Source organism: Pelorhabdus sp. sgz311001, assembly GCF_055901755.1.
In genome coordinates this window covers 181,468-195,611 of sequence record NZ_JBVXUT010000006.1, presented here as the reverse complement: position 1 = coordinate 195,611, position 14,144 = coordinate 181,468, and the positions used below count along the sequence as shown (strand labels likewise).

16 protein-coding genes are annotated in these 14,144 nt (G+C 43.6%); 12 read left to right on the top strand and 4 right to left on the bottom strand.

From position 1 onward, the window contains the following. Window positions 1–19 precede the first annotated feature (19 nt). The 8 genes from AC0MXB_RS15765 to AC0MXB_RS15730 all read left to right on the top strand — a co-directional run bounded on the left by AC0MXB_RS15765 (window position 20) and on the right by AC0MXB_RS15730 (window position 8,971). Window positions 20–805 (top strand): electron transfer flavoprotein subunit beta/FixA family protein, encoded by a 786-nt coding sequence (locus AC0MXB_RS15765; RefSeq protein ID WP_474040675.1) that lies wholly within the window; start codon window positions 20–22, stop codon window positions 803–805. Between the two features lie 14 nt (window positions 806–819). After that, on the top strand, window positions 820–2,013 hold the full coding sequence (locus AC0MXB_RS15760) for an FAD-binding protein (protein WP_474040674.1): 1,194 nt from the start codon (window positions 820–822) through the stop codon (window positions 2,011–2,013). Between the two features lie 75 nt (window positions 2,014–2,088). Then, window positions 2,089–2,505, top strand: coding sequence for a MaoC family dehydratase (locus tag AC0MXB_RS15755; RefSeq protein WP_474040673.1), 417 nt, complete (start codon window positions 2,089–2,091; stop codon window positions 2,503–2,505). A gap of 100 nt (window positions 2,506–2,605) precedes the next feature. Further along, window positions 2,606–3,391, top strand: a complete 786-nt coding sequence (locus AC0MXB_RS15750; RefSeq protein WP_474040723.1) for a short-chain-enoyl-CoA hydratase — start codon at window positions 2,606–2,608, stop codon at window positions 3,389–3,391. Between the two features lie 138 nt (window positions 3,392–3,529). Then, window positions 3,530–5,623 carry a sigma 54-interacting transcriptional regulator gene (locus tag AC0MXB_RS15745; protein WP_474040672.1) on the top strand — a complete coding sequence of 698 codons (2,094 nt, stop codon included), beginning with the start codon at window positions 3,530–3,532 and terminating at the stop codon, window positions 5,621–5,623. 22 nt (window positions 5,624–5,645) lie between these two features. Next, on the top strand, window positions 5,646–5,843 hold the full coding sequence (locus AC0MXB_RS15740) for a putative signal transducing protein (protein WP_474040671.1): 198 nt from the start codon (window positions 5,646–5,648) through the stop codon (window positions 5,841–5,843). Window positions 5,844–5,865: 22 nt separating this feature from the next. Beyond that, window positions 5,866–7,620 (top strand): pyruvate kinase, encoded by a 1,755-nt coding sequence (gene pyk / locus AC0MXB_RS15735; protein ID WP_474040670.1) that lies wholly within the window; start codon window positions 5,866–5,868, stop codon window positions 7,618–7,620. Window positions 7,621–7,645: 25 nt separating this feature from the next. Continuing rightward, the gene (locus tag AC0MXB_RS15730; RefSeq protein ID WP_474040669.1) at window positions 7,646–8,971 is read left to right on the top strand and encodes a hypothetical protein; all 1,326 of its coding nucleotides are present in this window, start codon (window positions 7,646–7,648) and stop codon (window positions 8,969–8,971) included. A 13-nt stretch (window positions 8,972–8,984) separates the two neighbouring features. Here AC0MXB_RS15730 and AC0MXB_RS15725 read toward each other — a convergent pair whose 3' ends face one another. After that, a complete protein-coding gene (locus AC0MXB_RS15725; RefSeq protein WP_474040668.1) occupies window positions 8,985–10,097 on the bottom strand; it encodes an acyltransferase in 1,113 nt (370 codons plus the stop codon). A gap of 106 nt (window positions 10,098–10,203) precedes the next feature. Between AC0MXB_RS15725 and bcp the strand changes: the two genes are divergently transcribed. Beyond that, the gene (bcp, locus tag AC0MXB_RS15720) at window positions 10,204–10,668 is read left to right on the top strand and encodes a thioredoxin-dependent thiol peroxidase (RefSeq protein ID WP_474040667.1); all 465 of its coding nucleotides are present in this window, start codon (window positions 10,204–10,206) and stop codon (window positions 10,666–10,668) included. A gap of 98 nt (window positions 10,669–10,766) precedes the next feature. Here bcp and AC0MXB_RS15715 read toward each other — a convergent pair whose 3' ends face one another. Continuing rightward, window positions 10,767–11,120: a hypothetical protein gene (locus AC0MXB_RS15715; protein ID WP_474040666.1), complete on the bottom strand. Its 354-nt coding sequence runs from the start codon at window positions 11,118–11,120 to the stop codon at window positions 10,767–10,769. Window positions 11,121–11,262: 142 nt separating this feature from the next. Here AC0MXB_RS15715 and AC0MXB_RS15710 point away from each other — a divergent pair, with 142 nt between their 5' ends. Genes AC0MXB_RS15710 through AC0MXB_RS15700 form a run of 3 tightly spaced genes read left to right on the top strand, consistent with a single transcriptional unit; the run spans window position 11,263 to window position 12,529 of the window. Beyond that, window positions 11,263–11,667, top strand: a complete 405-nt coding sequence (locus AC0MXB_RS15710) for a hypothetical protein (RefSeq protein WP_474040665.1) — start codon at window positions 11,263–11,265, stop codon at window positions 11,665–11,667. Between the two features lie 17 nt (window positions 11,668–11,684). After that, window positions 11,685–12,020, top strand: a complete 336-nt coding sequence (locus AC0MXB_RS15705) for a hypothetical protein (RefSeq protein WP_474040664.1) — start codon at window positions 11,685–11,687, stop codon at window positions 12,018–12,020. Next, window positions 12,017–12,529: a hypothetical protein gene (locus AC0MXB_RS15700; protein ID WP_474040663.1), complete on the top strand. Its 513-nt coding sequence runs from the start codon at window positions 12,017–12,019 to the stop codon at window positions 12,527–12,529. The genes AC0MXB_RS15705 and AC0MXB_RS15700 overlap by 4 nt, the downstream gene beginning before the upstream one ends. 74 nt (window positions 12,530–12,603) lie before the next feature. On the opposite strand, the gene AC0MXB_RS15695 is transcribed toward AC0MXB_RS15700, so the two are convergent. Together AC0MXB_RS15695 and AC0MXB_RS15690 are read right to left on the bottom strand one after the other, a co-directional pair. Further along, window positions 12,604–13,317, bottom strand: a complete 714-nt coding sequence (locus AC0MXB_RS15695; protein WP_474040662.1) for an SIMPL domain-containing protein — start codon at window positions 13,315–13,317, stop codon at window positions 12,604–12,606. A 79-nt stretch (window positions 13,318–13,396) separates the two neighbouring features. After that, window positions 13,397–14,113: a M48 family metallopeptidase gene (locus AC0MXB_RS15690; protein WP_474040661.1), complete on the bottom strand. Its 717-nt coding sequence runs from the start codon at window positions 14,111–14,113 to the stop codon at window positions 13,397–13,399. Window positions 14,114–14,144 lie beyond the last annotated feature (31 nt).

Genomic DNA, 14,144 nt, shown 5'->3' with positions numbered 1-14,144 from the left:
GTAACAGGAGGCCGAAAGTATGGAAATCGTAGTTTGTGTCAAGCAAGTACCTGACACGACCGAAGTGAAAATCGATCCCGTAACGAACACGCTCGTTCGTCAGGGAGTGCCGAGCATTGTCAATCCTTTTGACAAAAATGCCTTGGAAGCGGCGCTGCAACTCAAAGAAAAAGAAGGCGGCAAAGTGACCGTCGTCTCCATGGGACCGCCTCAGGCGAAAGACGCCCTGAAAGAATGTTTGGCTATGGGAGCTGATGAAGCGATCCTGATTAGCGATCGCGCCTTCGGCGGCGCCGACACGCTGGCGACAAGCTACACCATTGCCTCAGCCATCAAAAAGATCGCTACCTATGATCTCATTCTCTGTGGTAAACAGGCCATTGATGGCGATACGGCTCAAGTTGGACCGGAAATTGCTGAGCATTTAGGCATTTCCCAGATTACCTGCTGTTCTAAATTCGAAGTGCAGGGCGATACGCTCCGCGTCGAACGCGAACATGAAGAAGGCTATGAAGTGATCGAAGGGAAATTCCCGCTATTAGCTACGGTCGTGAAATCAGCAAATGAGCCGCGCTTTCCAACGGTACGCGGTACCATGAAAGCTAATCGTAAAGAAATTCCTGTATGGACGCTGGCTGAAATTGAGGTAGATGAAAAACGCATCGGCCTCAAAGGGTCGCCGACACAGGTTAGCAAAATATTTACCCCTCCTTCCCGCTCGGGCGGTCAGATGATCGAAGCAGAAACGCCCCGTGAAGCCGTGGCAGTGCTTATGCAAAAACTTACCGACGCTAAGGTTATATAAGGAGGGAACAAACAGTGGCAGTAAAAGTAGATCAAGAAATCTGTATCGGCTGCGGCGCCTGTGTGGGAGCCTGTCCCTTCGGCGCGCTGGAAATGCAGGATAATGGCAAAGCTTTTGCAACAGACGCCTGCACAAGCTGCGGCGCTTGCCTATCGGTATGTCCGGTAGAAGCAATCAGCCGGGAAAAAGTAGAATCGTCGGCGACAGTCGATAAGAGTGATTATAAAGGCGTATGGGTCTTTGTAGAACAGACCGCCGGTCAGGCTCGCGGCGTGGTTCATGAACTCTTAGGCCAGGGTCGGATTTTAGCCGATAAATTAGGCGAAGAATTGTCGGCAGTCATGTTCGGCGGGAATGTAGATGAAGTGGCGAAAGAACTCTTTGCGAGCGGCGCAGACAAAGTCTATGCCGTAGAAGGAGAAGAATTCAGTCATTACAATTCCGATGCCTTCACTAGCGCGTTTGTCGATTTAGTCAATACGTATAAACCGAATGTAATTTTATTAGGAGCGACAGTCGACGGCCGCGATCTCGGACCGAGAGTGTCTTGTCGGGTCAATGCAGGCCTAACGGCAGACTGTACGAACCTGGATATCAATGAAGATCGATTAGTAGCTTGGACGCGTCCAGCTTTTGGCGGCAACATCATGGCTACGATTGTATGCCCGGATTATCGTCCGCAGATGGGTACGGTTCGCCCGAAAGTCTTTAAGCGTCCCGAGCAAGATTATAGCAAAACGGGCGAAATTGTCCGCTTAAAGAGCAAAGTGAAACCAGAAGAAATTCGGACGAAACTGATCGAAGTGATCAGCGTATGTTCGGCATCGTGCAATATTGAAGAAGCAGAAATTGTTGTAGCAGGCGGCCGTGGCTTGTGCAGCTTGGAAAACTTCAAGCTCATTGAAGACTTGGCAGAAGTGCTGGGCGGAGCCGTTGGGGCGTCCCGTGCAGCGGTTGACGCTGGCTGGAAACAGGCGCTGCATCAAGTGGGTCAGACGGGTAAGACCGTTGCGCCGAAGATCTATTTTGCCTTTGGGATTTCAGGCGCGATTCAGCATCTGGCGGGCATGACTACATCAGATCTGATTATTGCTGTCAATAAAGATCCTGATGCGACAATCTTTAAATATGCCGACTATGGTATTGTAGCAGACGCTATGGAAGTTCTACCGATTTTGATTGAAGAGTTTAAAAAGCTAAAAGCTTAAATGGTTTCTTAACCATATAAGTGTATGCAAGCCAGTGAAAATGAATTTTGAATAAAAAAAGAAAGAGGTGACATTATGATTCAAGACGTAAAGTTTGCTGATATCGTAGTCGGTCAAAAAGCCAGTGTTTCTAAAACGATTTCAGAAGCCGATGTCTATGCTTTTGCTGGTATCACAGGAGACTTCAATCCGGTCCATGTGAATGCGGAGTTTGCTAAAAACTCAATGTTTGGCGAACGAATTGCTCACGGCATGCTTTCTGCGGGTCTTATTTCCGCTGTGCTTGGGACAACTCTTCCTGGGGCAAATACAATTTATATGGGACAGGAACTTTCTTTCCGCGCTCCCGTGAAATTCGGCGATACGCTGACAGCGACGGCAGAAGTTATCGAAAAAATCGAAGGTAAAAACCGTCTAGTTTTAAAAACCACAGTAACAAATCAAGAAGGAAAAGTTGTTACTGATGGTAAAGCAACAGTTATGAAGAAATAAATGCATAAAGAGTCACTGCAGGATCTCCTGCAGGACTCTTTTCTGTAGTCACGGGTAGCAACGAAAGTATAGAATATATACTAAAAGCTAGGGAGTGGATATTATGGAATATAGTACACTACTTTACAGCGTTGACGAAGGAATTGCTTTAGTAACAATTAATCGCCCGAAAGCGCTCAATGCTTTAAATGCAGCAGTTATGTATGATTTAACCGATTTGTTTGGCAAAATAGCCGTTGATCCGGCTGTCAAAGTTGTTATTATTACAGGCAGCGGTGAAAAATCTTTTGTCGCTGGCGCCGATATTACAGAAATGCAGAAAATGAATGCAATCGAAGGCCGTAACTGGGGAAAACTTGGTCAGGCTGTATTCGATAAAATAGAAAAATTACCACAGCCAGTGATTGCTGCTGTGAATGGTTTTGCTTTAGGCGGCGGCTGCGAACTGTCCATGGCTTGCGACATTCGTATTGCTGCGGAAAATGCAAAATTTGGTCAACCAGAAGCTGGCCTAGGAATTCCTCCGGGATTTGGTGGTACTCAGCGTTTGCCTCGTTTAGTCGGCAAAGGCAGAGCCAAAGAACTGATTTTTACAACTGATATGATTGATGCACAAGAAGCCTATCGTATCGGCCTAGCGAACAAAGTAGTGCCTTTGGCCGAGCTTCTCGATACAGCAAAGAAAATGGCTCATAAAATTATGGGGAAAAGCGAAATTGCTGTACGGCTTTGTAAAGCAGCAATTAACGAAGGCATGGATGTGGATCTTGATTCCGGCACAGCTTATGAAGCGGAAGTCTTCGGCCTTTGCTTTGCTACAGAAGATCAAAAAGAAGGTATGGCTGCTTTTGTGGAAAAACGCAAACCAGCTTTTACGGGAAAATAACTTTGCAAAAGCAAGCGAAGGAACTTGTCGTCAGGCAAGTTCCTTTTTGTATTAAGCGGAGCTTTTTGGAAAAAAGGAAATCGCCTGCAAGCGTCAAATTATTTATATTCGAACCTAAGTATTTAAAGGAGGAGTCTAATGCGCATCATCGATATGATGAATACAGATATCGTTCCTTTGAATTCGTCAATGTCTTTGGCAAAAGCGGCAAAGGTATTTTCAACGAATCTTTGCTATGAATCTTTACCTGTAGTGAATAGTGAAAGCCGTGTGACTGGATTATTGACAAAACCGGCTTTAATTAAGGCAATTGGCGATTTCGGCGATGCTTTAGGGCATACGATTTCAGAAGTGATGACAGTCAACATTGTTACGCTTCGACCGCTTATGACTCTTTTTGAACTTCATCAACATCATAAGCATTTTGAACAGGTGATTTACCCTGTTGTGGATGACAATAAACGTTTTTTAGGCATTGTAAATTGCAGCTCGCTTTTATATAGTCTTCCTGATGCTGTGACTGCTTTAGAAAGTGAGTTCGATTCCGAAAATAATGCCTTATTTCACGGCGTGATTGCAATTAATGGACAGGGGCTTATTACAGCAGTAAATCGAGCCGGGGAACAGTTAATCGGTCTTACAAAAGATCAATTAGAAGGCCGGGCGATTGAAGAAGTTTTACCGCAACTAGGAATGCTTCGCGTTCTACAGACGTCTACAGCCGAAATGAATCAGTATTTTCATGTAAATGGTCACGAGTTGTTACTAAATCGTTTTCCCATTTTTAATGAACAGCGTATTGACGGCGCTGTAGCAACCTTTCAGGATATTACAGCTCTTGATAAATTGCAAAAAGAATTGCGGACAGTGCAGCAACAAAATTACATGACCAATCTTTTTGTCGATAGCATGCTAGAATGTGTGGTAGCAGTAGACCGTAAGGGAATTATCGTTATGCTAAACTCGGCTTATTGTAACCTTCTCGGGATTCGTCGCGAAGACGCTGTTGGTAAACATGTGTCTGACGTGATTCCCAATACCAGGATGCATATGGTAGCCCATACAGGCAAAGCTGAAGTAGGCGAATATCAGCGAATTAAAAGTCACCATTGTATCGTAACACGTCTGCCAGTGATGCAGGGCGGACAAGTTGTCGGTGCAGTTGGTAAAATTATGTTCACAGAACTGAAAGAATTAAAAACTCTAGCCAATAAGCATATTAAGATGCAGTCTGATATGGAATGCTATACAGAAGAGACCAGCAGTAAAGGCCATAAGCTGGCAGTAGAACAGATTGTCGGGAAAAGTGAAGAGATGGAACGGCTAAAAATGTTAGCTGTAAAAGCGGCACGGGGGAATTCAACCGTTCTGATTCTGGGGGATAGCGGTACAGGTAAAGAACTGTTTGCCCAAGCTATCTATCATGCTAGCTCGCGTCGTCATGGACCTTTTGTGAAAGTGAATTGCGCTGCTGTACCGGAAAATCTGTTAGAATCGGAGCTGTTCGGTTATGAAGAAGGGGCCTTTACCGGTGCTCGTAAAGGCGGTAAGCCCGGCAAATTTGAGTTAGCTCAGGGGGGAACAATTTTTCTTGATGAAATTGGTGATATGCCTTTATCGATGCAGGCAAAGCTGCTCCGCGTTTTGCAAGAAAAAGAAATTGAACGCGTTGGTGGCACCAAAAGCACCAAAGTCGATACACGAGTGATTGCAGCCACCAATTGTAATTTGGAAGAAAAGATGGCAAAAGGTGAGTTTCGCCTTGACCTGTTCTATCGTCTAAATATTGTTCCGATTCATATTCCGCCGCTTTCGGAGCGACGCGAGGATATCCCTTTATTATGTCAGGTTCTGCTACAAAAAATTTATTATCATGTCCAACATGAAGTTGAAGGGGTTTCGCCAGCGGCCATGGAACTTTTAATGGCTTATGAATGGCCAGGGAATGTACGCGAGTTAGAGAATGTTTTGGAGCGAGCTGTTAATATGATGGACGATGAACGTTATATTATGCCGAAGCATTTACCGCTGTTGTCACCAGTCACTGTATCATTGCCGCAGAAAAATCAAGAAAATAACAAAAAATTGGCAGGATTAGTAGGAGATACGGAGAAACAAGCCATTTATAAGGCTTTAGAGTTAGCAGGCGGCAATAAAAGCAAAGCAGCAAAATTGCTTGGTATTCATCGCTCCGGCTTTTATCAAAAGCTGCAAAAGTATAAGATTCATTAAATTAAGGGCCTGGGAGGCTGCTATGTGGACAGTTGTATATATTGCGGTAAATCGAGCACAAGCAGAAACGCTTAAAAATCTATTGACAAGTGAAGGAATTCTTGCCGATACTAGGCCGCTCGGTGCTGCCGGTGTTGGCGACGGCGCCCATGAAATACTCGTTTTACAATCAGAAGTCAATGAAGCACATGAAATTCTATGTCAATTTGCTATTAAATAAATCGCTGTAGGGAGAGTGTCTTATGATTAAAAAAACGAAAATCATCTGCACTGTAGGACCTAGTACGGACAAGCTTGAAACTCTTGCGGAGATGTTAAAAGCAGGCATGAATGTGGCTCGCTTCAACTTTTCGCATGGCTCGCACGAGGATCATGCGAAACGGATTGCTTTAGTTAGACAGGCGTCGCTAGAAACGAAAATTCCTGTGGCTTTAATGCTCGATACCAAAGGGCCGGAAATGCGGCTTGGGAAATTTAAAGGCGGGAAAGCGCAGCTTGTGGCTGGAAATCGTTTTGTTTTGACGGGCAAGACGATCGAAGGCACGGCGGATATGGCTACAGTTAGCCATGCTCTTTTGCCTGAAGAAGTGAAATCAGGTGATACAATTTTGCTGTCAGACGGTTTAATCAGTTTGCATGTTGATAAAATTGAAGATGGCAATATTGTAACAACAATTCAAAACAGCGGTGAAATTAGCGATAGGAAGCGGGTAGCTGCCCCTGGCGTTAGTGTACAGTTGCCGCCGCTTTCCGAACAGGATATTGCCGATATACATTTTGGGATTCAGCAGGGGATGGACTGTATTGCCGCCTCCTTTATCCAGCGAGCTGCCGATGTTTTAGCAATTCGGCGTGTTTTAGAAGAAGCCGAATCGGACATGTTGATTTTTGCTAAAATCGAAAATGCCGCTGGTGTTGATAATATGGATGAAATCTTAAAAGTCGTTGATGGCGTTATGGTAGCCCGCGGCGACTTAGGGGTTGAAATTCCGGCAGAAGAAGTACCAATCATTCAAAAATTATTGATTCATAAATGCAACCGCGTAGGGAAGCCTGTTATTACGGCAACCCAAATGTTGGAATCAATGATGACAAATCCTAGACCGACTCGGGCTGAGGCTAGTGATATTGCTAATGCTATCTATGACGGTAGCGACTGTATTATGCTTAGCGGCGAGACTGCTTCCGGCAAATATCCCGTAGAAGCGGTTAAAATGATGGCGAAAATTGCGATTCGTACCGAAAACTCCCTTGAATATAGTTCACTGCTTGCCAACAAGGGTTTGGGACAATCTCGGACGACGACAGATGCAATCAGTCATGCGACGGTACAAATTGCCCACGAACTAGGGGCGGCGGCGATTGTGACAGCCACAGAATCGGGATATACGGCTTGTATGGTTTCAAAATATCGTCCACAAGCGGTGATTGTAGCTGTTACGCCCAATGAAAAAACGCTGCGACGTATGCTGTTACATTGGGGTGTCTGTCCGCTTCATGGCCCTAGCTCTAGAGACAGTGATCAAATGGTTAATAATGCGGTAGCTAGTGCTCTGTTTGCCAATATTATTAAAGATGGAGACCTTGTTGTGATTACTGCCGGCGTTCCTGTTGGAACAGTTGGTACAACCAATATGATTCGTGTTCATGTTGTGGGTAATATTTTAATGCGCGGTACGGGTGTTGGTCAAAAAAGTGTAACAGGCAAAGTTTGTATTGTTCGGTCCGAGCGGGAAATCAAGGAAAAGTTTAGAGATGGCGATATTTTGATTGTTCCCGGTATTGATGAAAGAACAGCGTCGTTTGCTGTCAAGGCTGGCGCGATTATTGCCGAAGAAGGCGGATTTACTTCTCAAGCAGCCATTGTGGGGATCAGTTACGGAATGCCCGTCATTGTCGGCGTTGATGGCGCTACAGATCGCCTGAAGGATGGGGCGATTGTTACTGTCGATGCGGCGAGAGGTTTGATTTATCAAGGGGAAATTAACGTACGGTAAAGGGACGGAAAGGGGAGCAGGGCTGATGCTGGGGTTTGGACGCAAGATTTTGCGCGGGCGTTTTTTCCTTTTAGCTTTTTCTAGAAAACGTCTGGAGCAAAAGCAGAATACAGAGCAATCCTTACTATGGCTCAAAAAAGCTTTTTTACTGCTCTTTGCTTTTTTAAAACAAGGAAAAACAGTAGAAGCCGTCCAAATTATTGAGCAGATAAAAAGTGCTTATGGGAACGGCTGGCATCGTGAAAATGAACCGATGAAGCTTACTTTGGCGATTGCTGCTTGTTTAAAGACGAAACAACATGATATGGCTGTTTTGTTGTTTGCTGCGTTTACTCCTTTATTTCGCTGTTTGAATCGGGAGCAACAAACGGCTTGCCTTAGTCAACTTGCCTTTTTAGCGCTCATTTCTGCACGGTATGGTCAAATTTTTCTTTGTGCTAAAGCGGCCGACCTTACATTACTTTATTTAGAGAAAAACGAATCCAGTTTAAGCGACATAGAAAATAGACCGGCTGTTGCAGCCGGTCTATTAACAGTAGGAAGGATTGGCTCTATCGCAGTTAGGCGAGATCAAAGCCTCTTTCGTGAGATCGTTTTACGATATACTAGAATCATGGAGCGAAGTGATCTACATTCTTTAGGAGCGTTACCCATAGCGCCGTGGGTTTCTTGGCTAAGAAAAAGTGTTAGCCAAAGAACGGAAGATACAACGGCTTTTTTGCTTGAAGCGATCGCTATTCTTGTAGAACAAGGCAGTTTATCGAAAGCACAATTTGCGGAGTGGATTTTAGAAAGTCAAAGTATTGCTTGTCAGCTTCTGGCTTCGACCAAGAGTACTGTGACGCCGCTTATTGTCAGCGGGATGATTGAAGCGGCCCTACAGGCGGGAAACGTTGCCTATTTCGAAGCTGCAGCAGCTAGCGCTGGGCGGATTTGCCGTATTGCAGTGCAGCAGCGCGGGTATGAGCAAATCTTTCCTTTATTATATCCCTTTTTGAAAAAAGGACGAGTTTTATTGCGTGATGAATGTCGGCTAGGCTATTCAGAAGCCAGTCAGGGTTTTCGACAACACTGTCTTTTCATAATCATGAAAGAATTATCGTTGTTGATGCATTTTGTTTTACGTCAGGAAGCAACAGTCGCATTTAGCGATCTTTTATTCTGGATATTTCATCAGTGGCCGAAAGCATCTGCTAAAGGGCAAAAAGAAATAGAGGCCTTTTGTCAGCTCTTTTATCTGTATTGGTGTCAAAATAAACGTCAGAATAAACGAGAAGCGGCAGCTTTGCAAGAAGCGATCGGAATGCTTGGGGACAAAAAAGAGCTGCCCCCTTTGTTCTTTTTGTCTTAGTTGATCGAAGTTTTTATTGGCGGTTGCCTGTTAGTAACAATGATACAAGCGGCAGTTTCTTTTTGTAATGGTTTAAACAAGCCGCGAAGAGAAGACTGCAAAGAACTGTGGCGCTGTAGAAACATAAAGTCATAAAGCCTGTAAACAGAAGATTTTCTTTTTCTAATAGACGTGACAGATAATACATAAAAAAGGGATGGACAAGATAAACAAGATAAGAATGGGTGCTTAAAGAACGCAGCAGCGAGGCCAATAAAGTGGGCGGCGAATAGCTTTCAAACCACATGATAAAGAACAAGCTTGCCGCTACTGTATAGAGAATCCCGAAAGGGCTGAGTTGGTGTCCTGTATTCACAGCTTGTTCCGGCGTATAGTGCAGCCCAAACAGCAGATAGTAGTACAAGCCAAGCATCGCGATCAAGGTTGTCGTAATGAAGAGAAGGACGGCGTTTTTATGACGCTTTACTGCTTGAGATACCGCTACGAAGTTTTGAGCACAGTAACCGCCCAAAAGGAAGATAAATACATAGTGCAAAACCCAGTAATTCAAACGGTAGTCAATCAAATGATCTACAAAGCGATGTCCTGTAACGGCAGGAATGCAATAACTAGAATAAAAATCGAAGACGATTTGCAGAATCAGCAAAGGGATAAAATAAACAGGATGGGAAAGTAAAATTTTGAGCAAATAGCGCCAAACAGGCATGAATAGATAAAACCATAATAAAATGACGAGAAAATAGAGTTGGTAAGAAGCCAGTCCGAAAAAAAGCGTGTCAAATAGTTCGCGTGGTCGCCAAAAGCTTGTATCGCCAGTTAGATAAGTGGAATGAAGCAAGTACAGACAAGACCAGACTAAATAGGGAATCAGAACGGTTTTAGCGCGTTTTCGCAGATATTCGCCATAAGAAAAGGGCGCTGTTAAATTTTGCGCCCAAAAGAGGCCAAAAGCAGAAACGAAGAAGAAAATAGGTACGCTAAAGCGACTTACGATTTCGAGTAAAGCGAAAAGCTGTATATTTACTTTAGGATTTGTGAGTGAGTAAGCTCCGGTATGAATACCTACTACCCCGAGCATTGCAATGCCGCGAATATATTCAACAGATAAAATGCGTTGTTTTGCCATAATAAAGTCCTTTCCTTACAAAACAGTAAAAATGGTGTAGAATAACAGGATTTGGTTAAACTATGTCGAATAAGATGAGCGAGTTAGGAGAAACGGAGGGAATAGAGTGAGCGAAATTACCGAAAATATGATAGCGCCTGATTTTTCTTTACCAGCTGCAGGCGGGCAAACCATTACCTTATCGGACTTGAAAGGACGGCGGATTCTCCTTTATTTTTATCCGAAAGATAATACGCCGGGTTGCACTATTGAAGCGCAAGAATTTAATGAAATTGTTGCGAGATTGGAAGCACTTAATGTTGTGGTACTAGGGGTGAGCCGCGATACCGTATCTACTCATGAAAAATTTCAAGACAAGCATTCGTTAACTTTTGCCTTACTGAGCGATAGTGACGCCAAGGTATGCGAACTTTACGGCGTTATGAAAGAGAAAAATATGTATGGAAAAAAAGTAATGGGAATTGAACGATCTAGCTTTTTGATTGATGAGACAGGTAAAATCACTAAAGTATGGCGCAAAGTAAAAGCACAAGGCCATGCAAAGGAAGTCCTCGCGGCCTGTGCCTTATAATTATTCTCGCTTTATGGCTATTTTCCTGCCCTAAATAAGAGCTGTCTCCCAGGCAAAGCTTTCACAAAGAGCGTTTTGCCTGGGAGACAGCTGTGTTTTTATTGTTGATTCAGAGGAATGCCTAAAAAGTTACCTGATTGAATCGGTTGATTTTCAATTAATTCTTCCGGTAAAATGTTAAAATGTTTAAAAAAGCGTTTGGCGCCGATATAAGCGCCTTTAGAAGCGAAACGGATGGGAAAACAATTTGTTTTTGGTTCTTCTAAGGGGAGAATACCGACGGCTTCTTGCGTCGCATCATAACCAAGCATGCAAAATCGGTTGTTTGCCAAAAGATCAGCCGCTTTTTTATTAAAAACGATGCGGCCATTGGGACGAACTTCTACAAGTGGTTCTGTGTTTGGCACCGTGCGAGGTTTTTTCGGCTCGAATAACTGAAAGGAAAAACTCATAAAAAACACTCCTTTATGCAATAATTTTCTATATAATCAAAGTATGCACAGAAAACGGAAATAATAAACTTTTTTTCAAAATTTCGAAAGAATTGACGAAAGTGATGCAATCAGTTAGGATTAGAAGAGTGAGGTGAAAGGCATGCCTGTTTTAACAGAAATGGAAAAGATTCCAGAACGCGTTTGGGTTGATTTTCTTCGAGCAAATTTGTTTCCGCCAGAAGAAATTCCCTGTATTGTTCCCTTAGAAAAATCCTTTTTTATGCTTTCTATTCCCGATGCGGGTTTTTTAGTTACAGCAAAGCGTCTTGTGATTTATCGGAAAAAATTCATGAAGGGCCTTGTCAAGCATGATGATGTTTTTTTGACGGACCTAGATAAAATTTCCTGTGAAGAAGCTACGAAAGGGTATCAGTTTTATTTTCACTTTGTCGATGGCCGTGAGTATTGGGTAAAACTAGAGGTCACGCAAGGGGAAGCGGAACTGATTCAAAAATCCTTATTTAATTTGGCGCCGCAACTGCATTCTGAGATCGCCTTATTTTAAGAAAGGAGAGATACTCGATGAATCAGGCTTGGTTGTTAATTTTTGCGATTATGATTGGCAGCAGCTTACTGAAAAATGTCTTTGTACACATGTTTGCTTGGGTGTTGATTGATGTAGGCGTGTTAGCTGTTTGCTATCTTGTTTTAAAACGCCATCCCTATATTGATATGGGAAAAAGTTTGACCTTTTTAGTTGGGTTGACCATAGTCAATGTCTTATCAGATCTAGATATTATTGGAAGTGTAGTGGCGAGCTTGCTGCTGTTGGCCTTACTTGTTTGGATTTTTTTGGGCGGAAACTTACGACCGCCTCGTTCGACTGTGCGGCGATTGCGTCATAAGTGGCACAAATGAAACTTCGTCAGCTTGTACGCGGATCACTGCTACTCGCCTTAGCGCTTGTGTTTCAGTCCTTGCGGCTGATGATTCCGATTCCGCCGATGTTCACGACCTTTTTAATCGGAACGCTAGTTAACAGTGTTTTGCTGTTCGCCTGTGAAATGGTAGGGCTTAGAGCCGCTTTGTTTATTGCTTGGATTACACCGCTTGTAGCTTTTGCGCAGCAAATGCTGCCTTTGCCTGTATTCATTTTGCCTGTGGCTATTGCCAATTCAGTTTTTCTGTTGAGTTTTTACGGTTTACGTCATAGGGCAAGTTGGTTGAGGCTTTTGGGAGCGGCGACGCTTAAAACCGTAATGATGTATAGTTCTTTTGTCTGGTTATTATCTTTTTTGACATTGCCAGCACCGGCAGCAAAGGCGATTTTGTTTGTAATGAGCTGGCCACAGTTTATTACTGGGGTAGGCGGTGGAATTTTAGCGCTTTTTTTAGTCAAGTGGTTTGCAAAATTTTATACAAAATAAAAACGGGATGTCTCATACATCGGGTTACCGATAGCGAGACATCCCATTTTTTTAGCTAGGATAGACAGTAAGTTTTATTCTAGTTCACAAATGAGCGAGACAGTGCCAGTTGCGATAATGGTTCCTGGGGAAATCGGTGTAGCTGCATTACTACTGAATAGTTCCGCTTTCAGCATCAACCGAGGCGAATCAGGTTGTTGGAAGCTAAGATCCTGTTCTGTTACGGAAGAAACGCGTTTAATTTTTTTATTGAGAGCTGCCGCAATGGTTTGGGCTTTTTCTAAGCCGTTTTGTACAGCTTCTGTCAACAGCGCCTTTTTTAGTTCAGTATCATTTTTTTTCTGGAAACGTACATTTGTGACTTGATTGGCGCCTGCAGCTAAGGCTGAGTCAATGATTGTGCCTACACTGGCAATATCATCAGCTTGTGCGGTAATATTGTTTGTTACACGGTAGCCAATGATTTTCGCTACTTTTGTGGATTTATCTGGTTCATTAGCATAGACAGGGTAAATCACAAATTGCGATGTGTGAATTTGTTGCGCAGCGATTCCGAGTGCGGCAATTTTGTCACGGACGGCAGTGGAATTTTGCGCGTTTTGGGCTCTGGCGGCTTCGGCCGTTTCGGCTTGACTTACGACGCCTAAAGTAATAAAAGCTTGGTCTGGTTCTATTTCCATCCGGCTGGTTCCCTGAACGGTTACCGTCGGCGCTTCGCTAGCCCAAGTTGTTGGCAAAAAGAAAGCTAGACAAAAGCAAAGGAGCAAAAGAGTTTTCAATCGGTTCATAGGTTCAAACCTCCTAAATGTTTTGTTTTTGACTGAGTAGTCTGTTAAGGAATTTCGCCATATAAGCTGGTTTTTCCTCTTAATTTGAAAAAAGACGCCGTAATAGAAGTCCTTTTTCTTTCAGCCAAAGGCGATGTTTTTGATAAGCTGGGTCAAAAGTGGCTACGATCTGCCAAAATCGTTTGGAATGGTTTGGTTCACGTAAATGAGCTAGTTCGTGAATAACGAGATAATCCATCACTTGCGGCGGTGCCATAATAATCTGCCAGTTATAAGCTATGTTTCCAGCGGAAGAGCAGCTTCCCCATAAAGTCTTTTGGTTTTTTAAGGTAATCTTGCGGGGAAAGACGCCGATCTTTTTTGCCCAGGTTTCGGTAGTTTCTCTTAGTTTGGTCTGCGCTGCCTCTTGGAAGAGCTGGGCTAGTATCGCCTTGGGAGCTTGCGGTAAAGTTGTTGCAAAATATAAATGAATCGCGTCTTGTTCGATCATGCCTTTCGTTTCTGTGGCATGTTCATGGAAGATTAGTTCATGGGGCGTCCCTTGAAATAAAATTTTTTGACCCGGTGCAATTGTTTGATTGACAGTGGCGTGTGACAATTGCTCCAGATGGGCGGCATGGCTTATGATCCAGGCAGTCTTTTCAAGTAGCAGCGCGCGAATTTGGGCAAGCGGGTAATTCTTTGGCGCTTTAATTTCGAGCTGTCTTGCCGAAACTACTCTTAGTAGTAAGGTTTTTCGACGCGGCACAAAAACTACGTCAAAGGAAAAGGGCTGTCCGTTTAATGATATATTCATAAATACCTCGCGAAAGTGGTTTATTTACGAT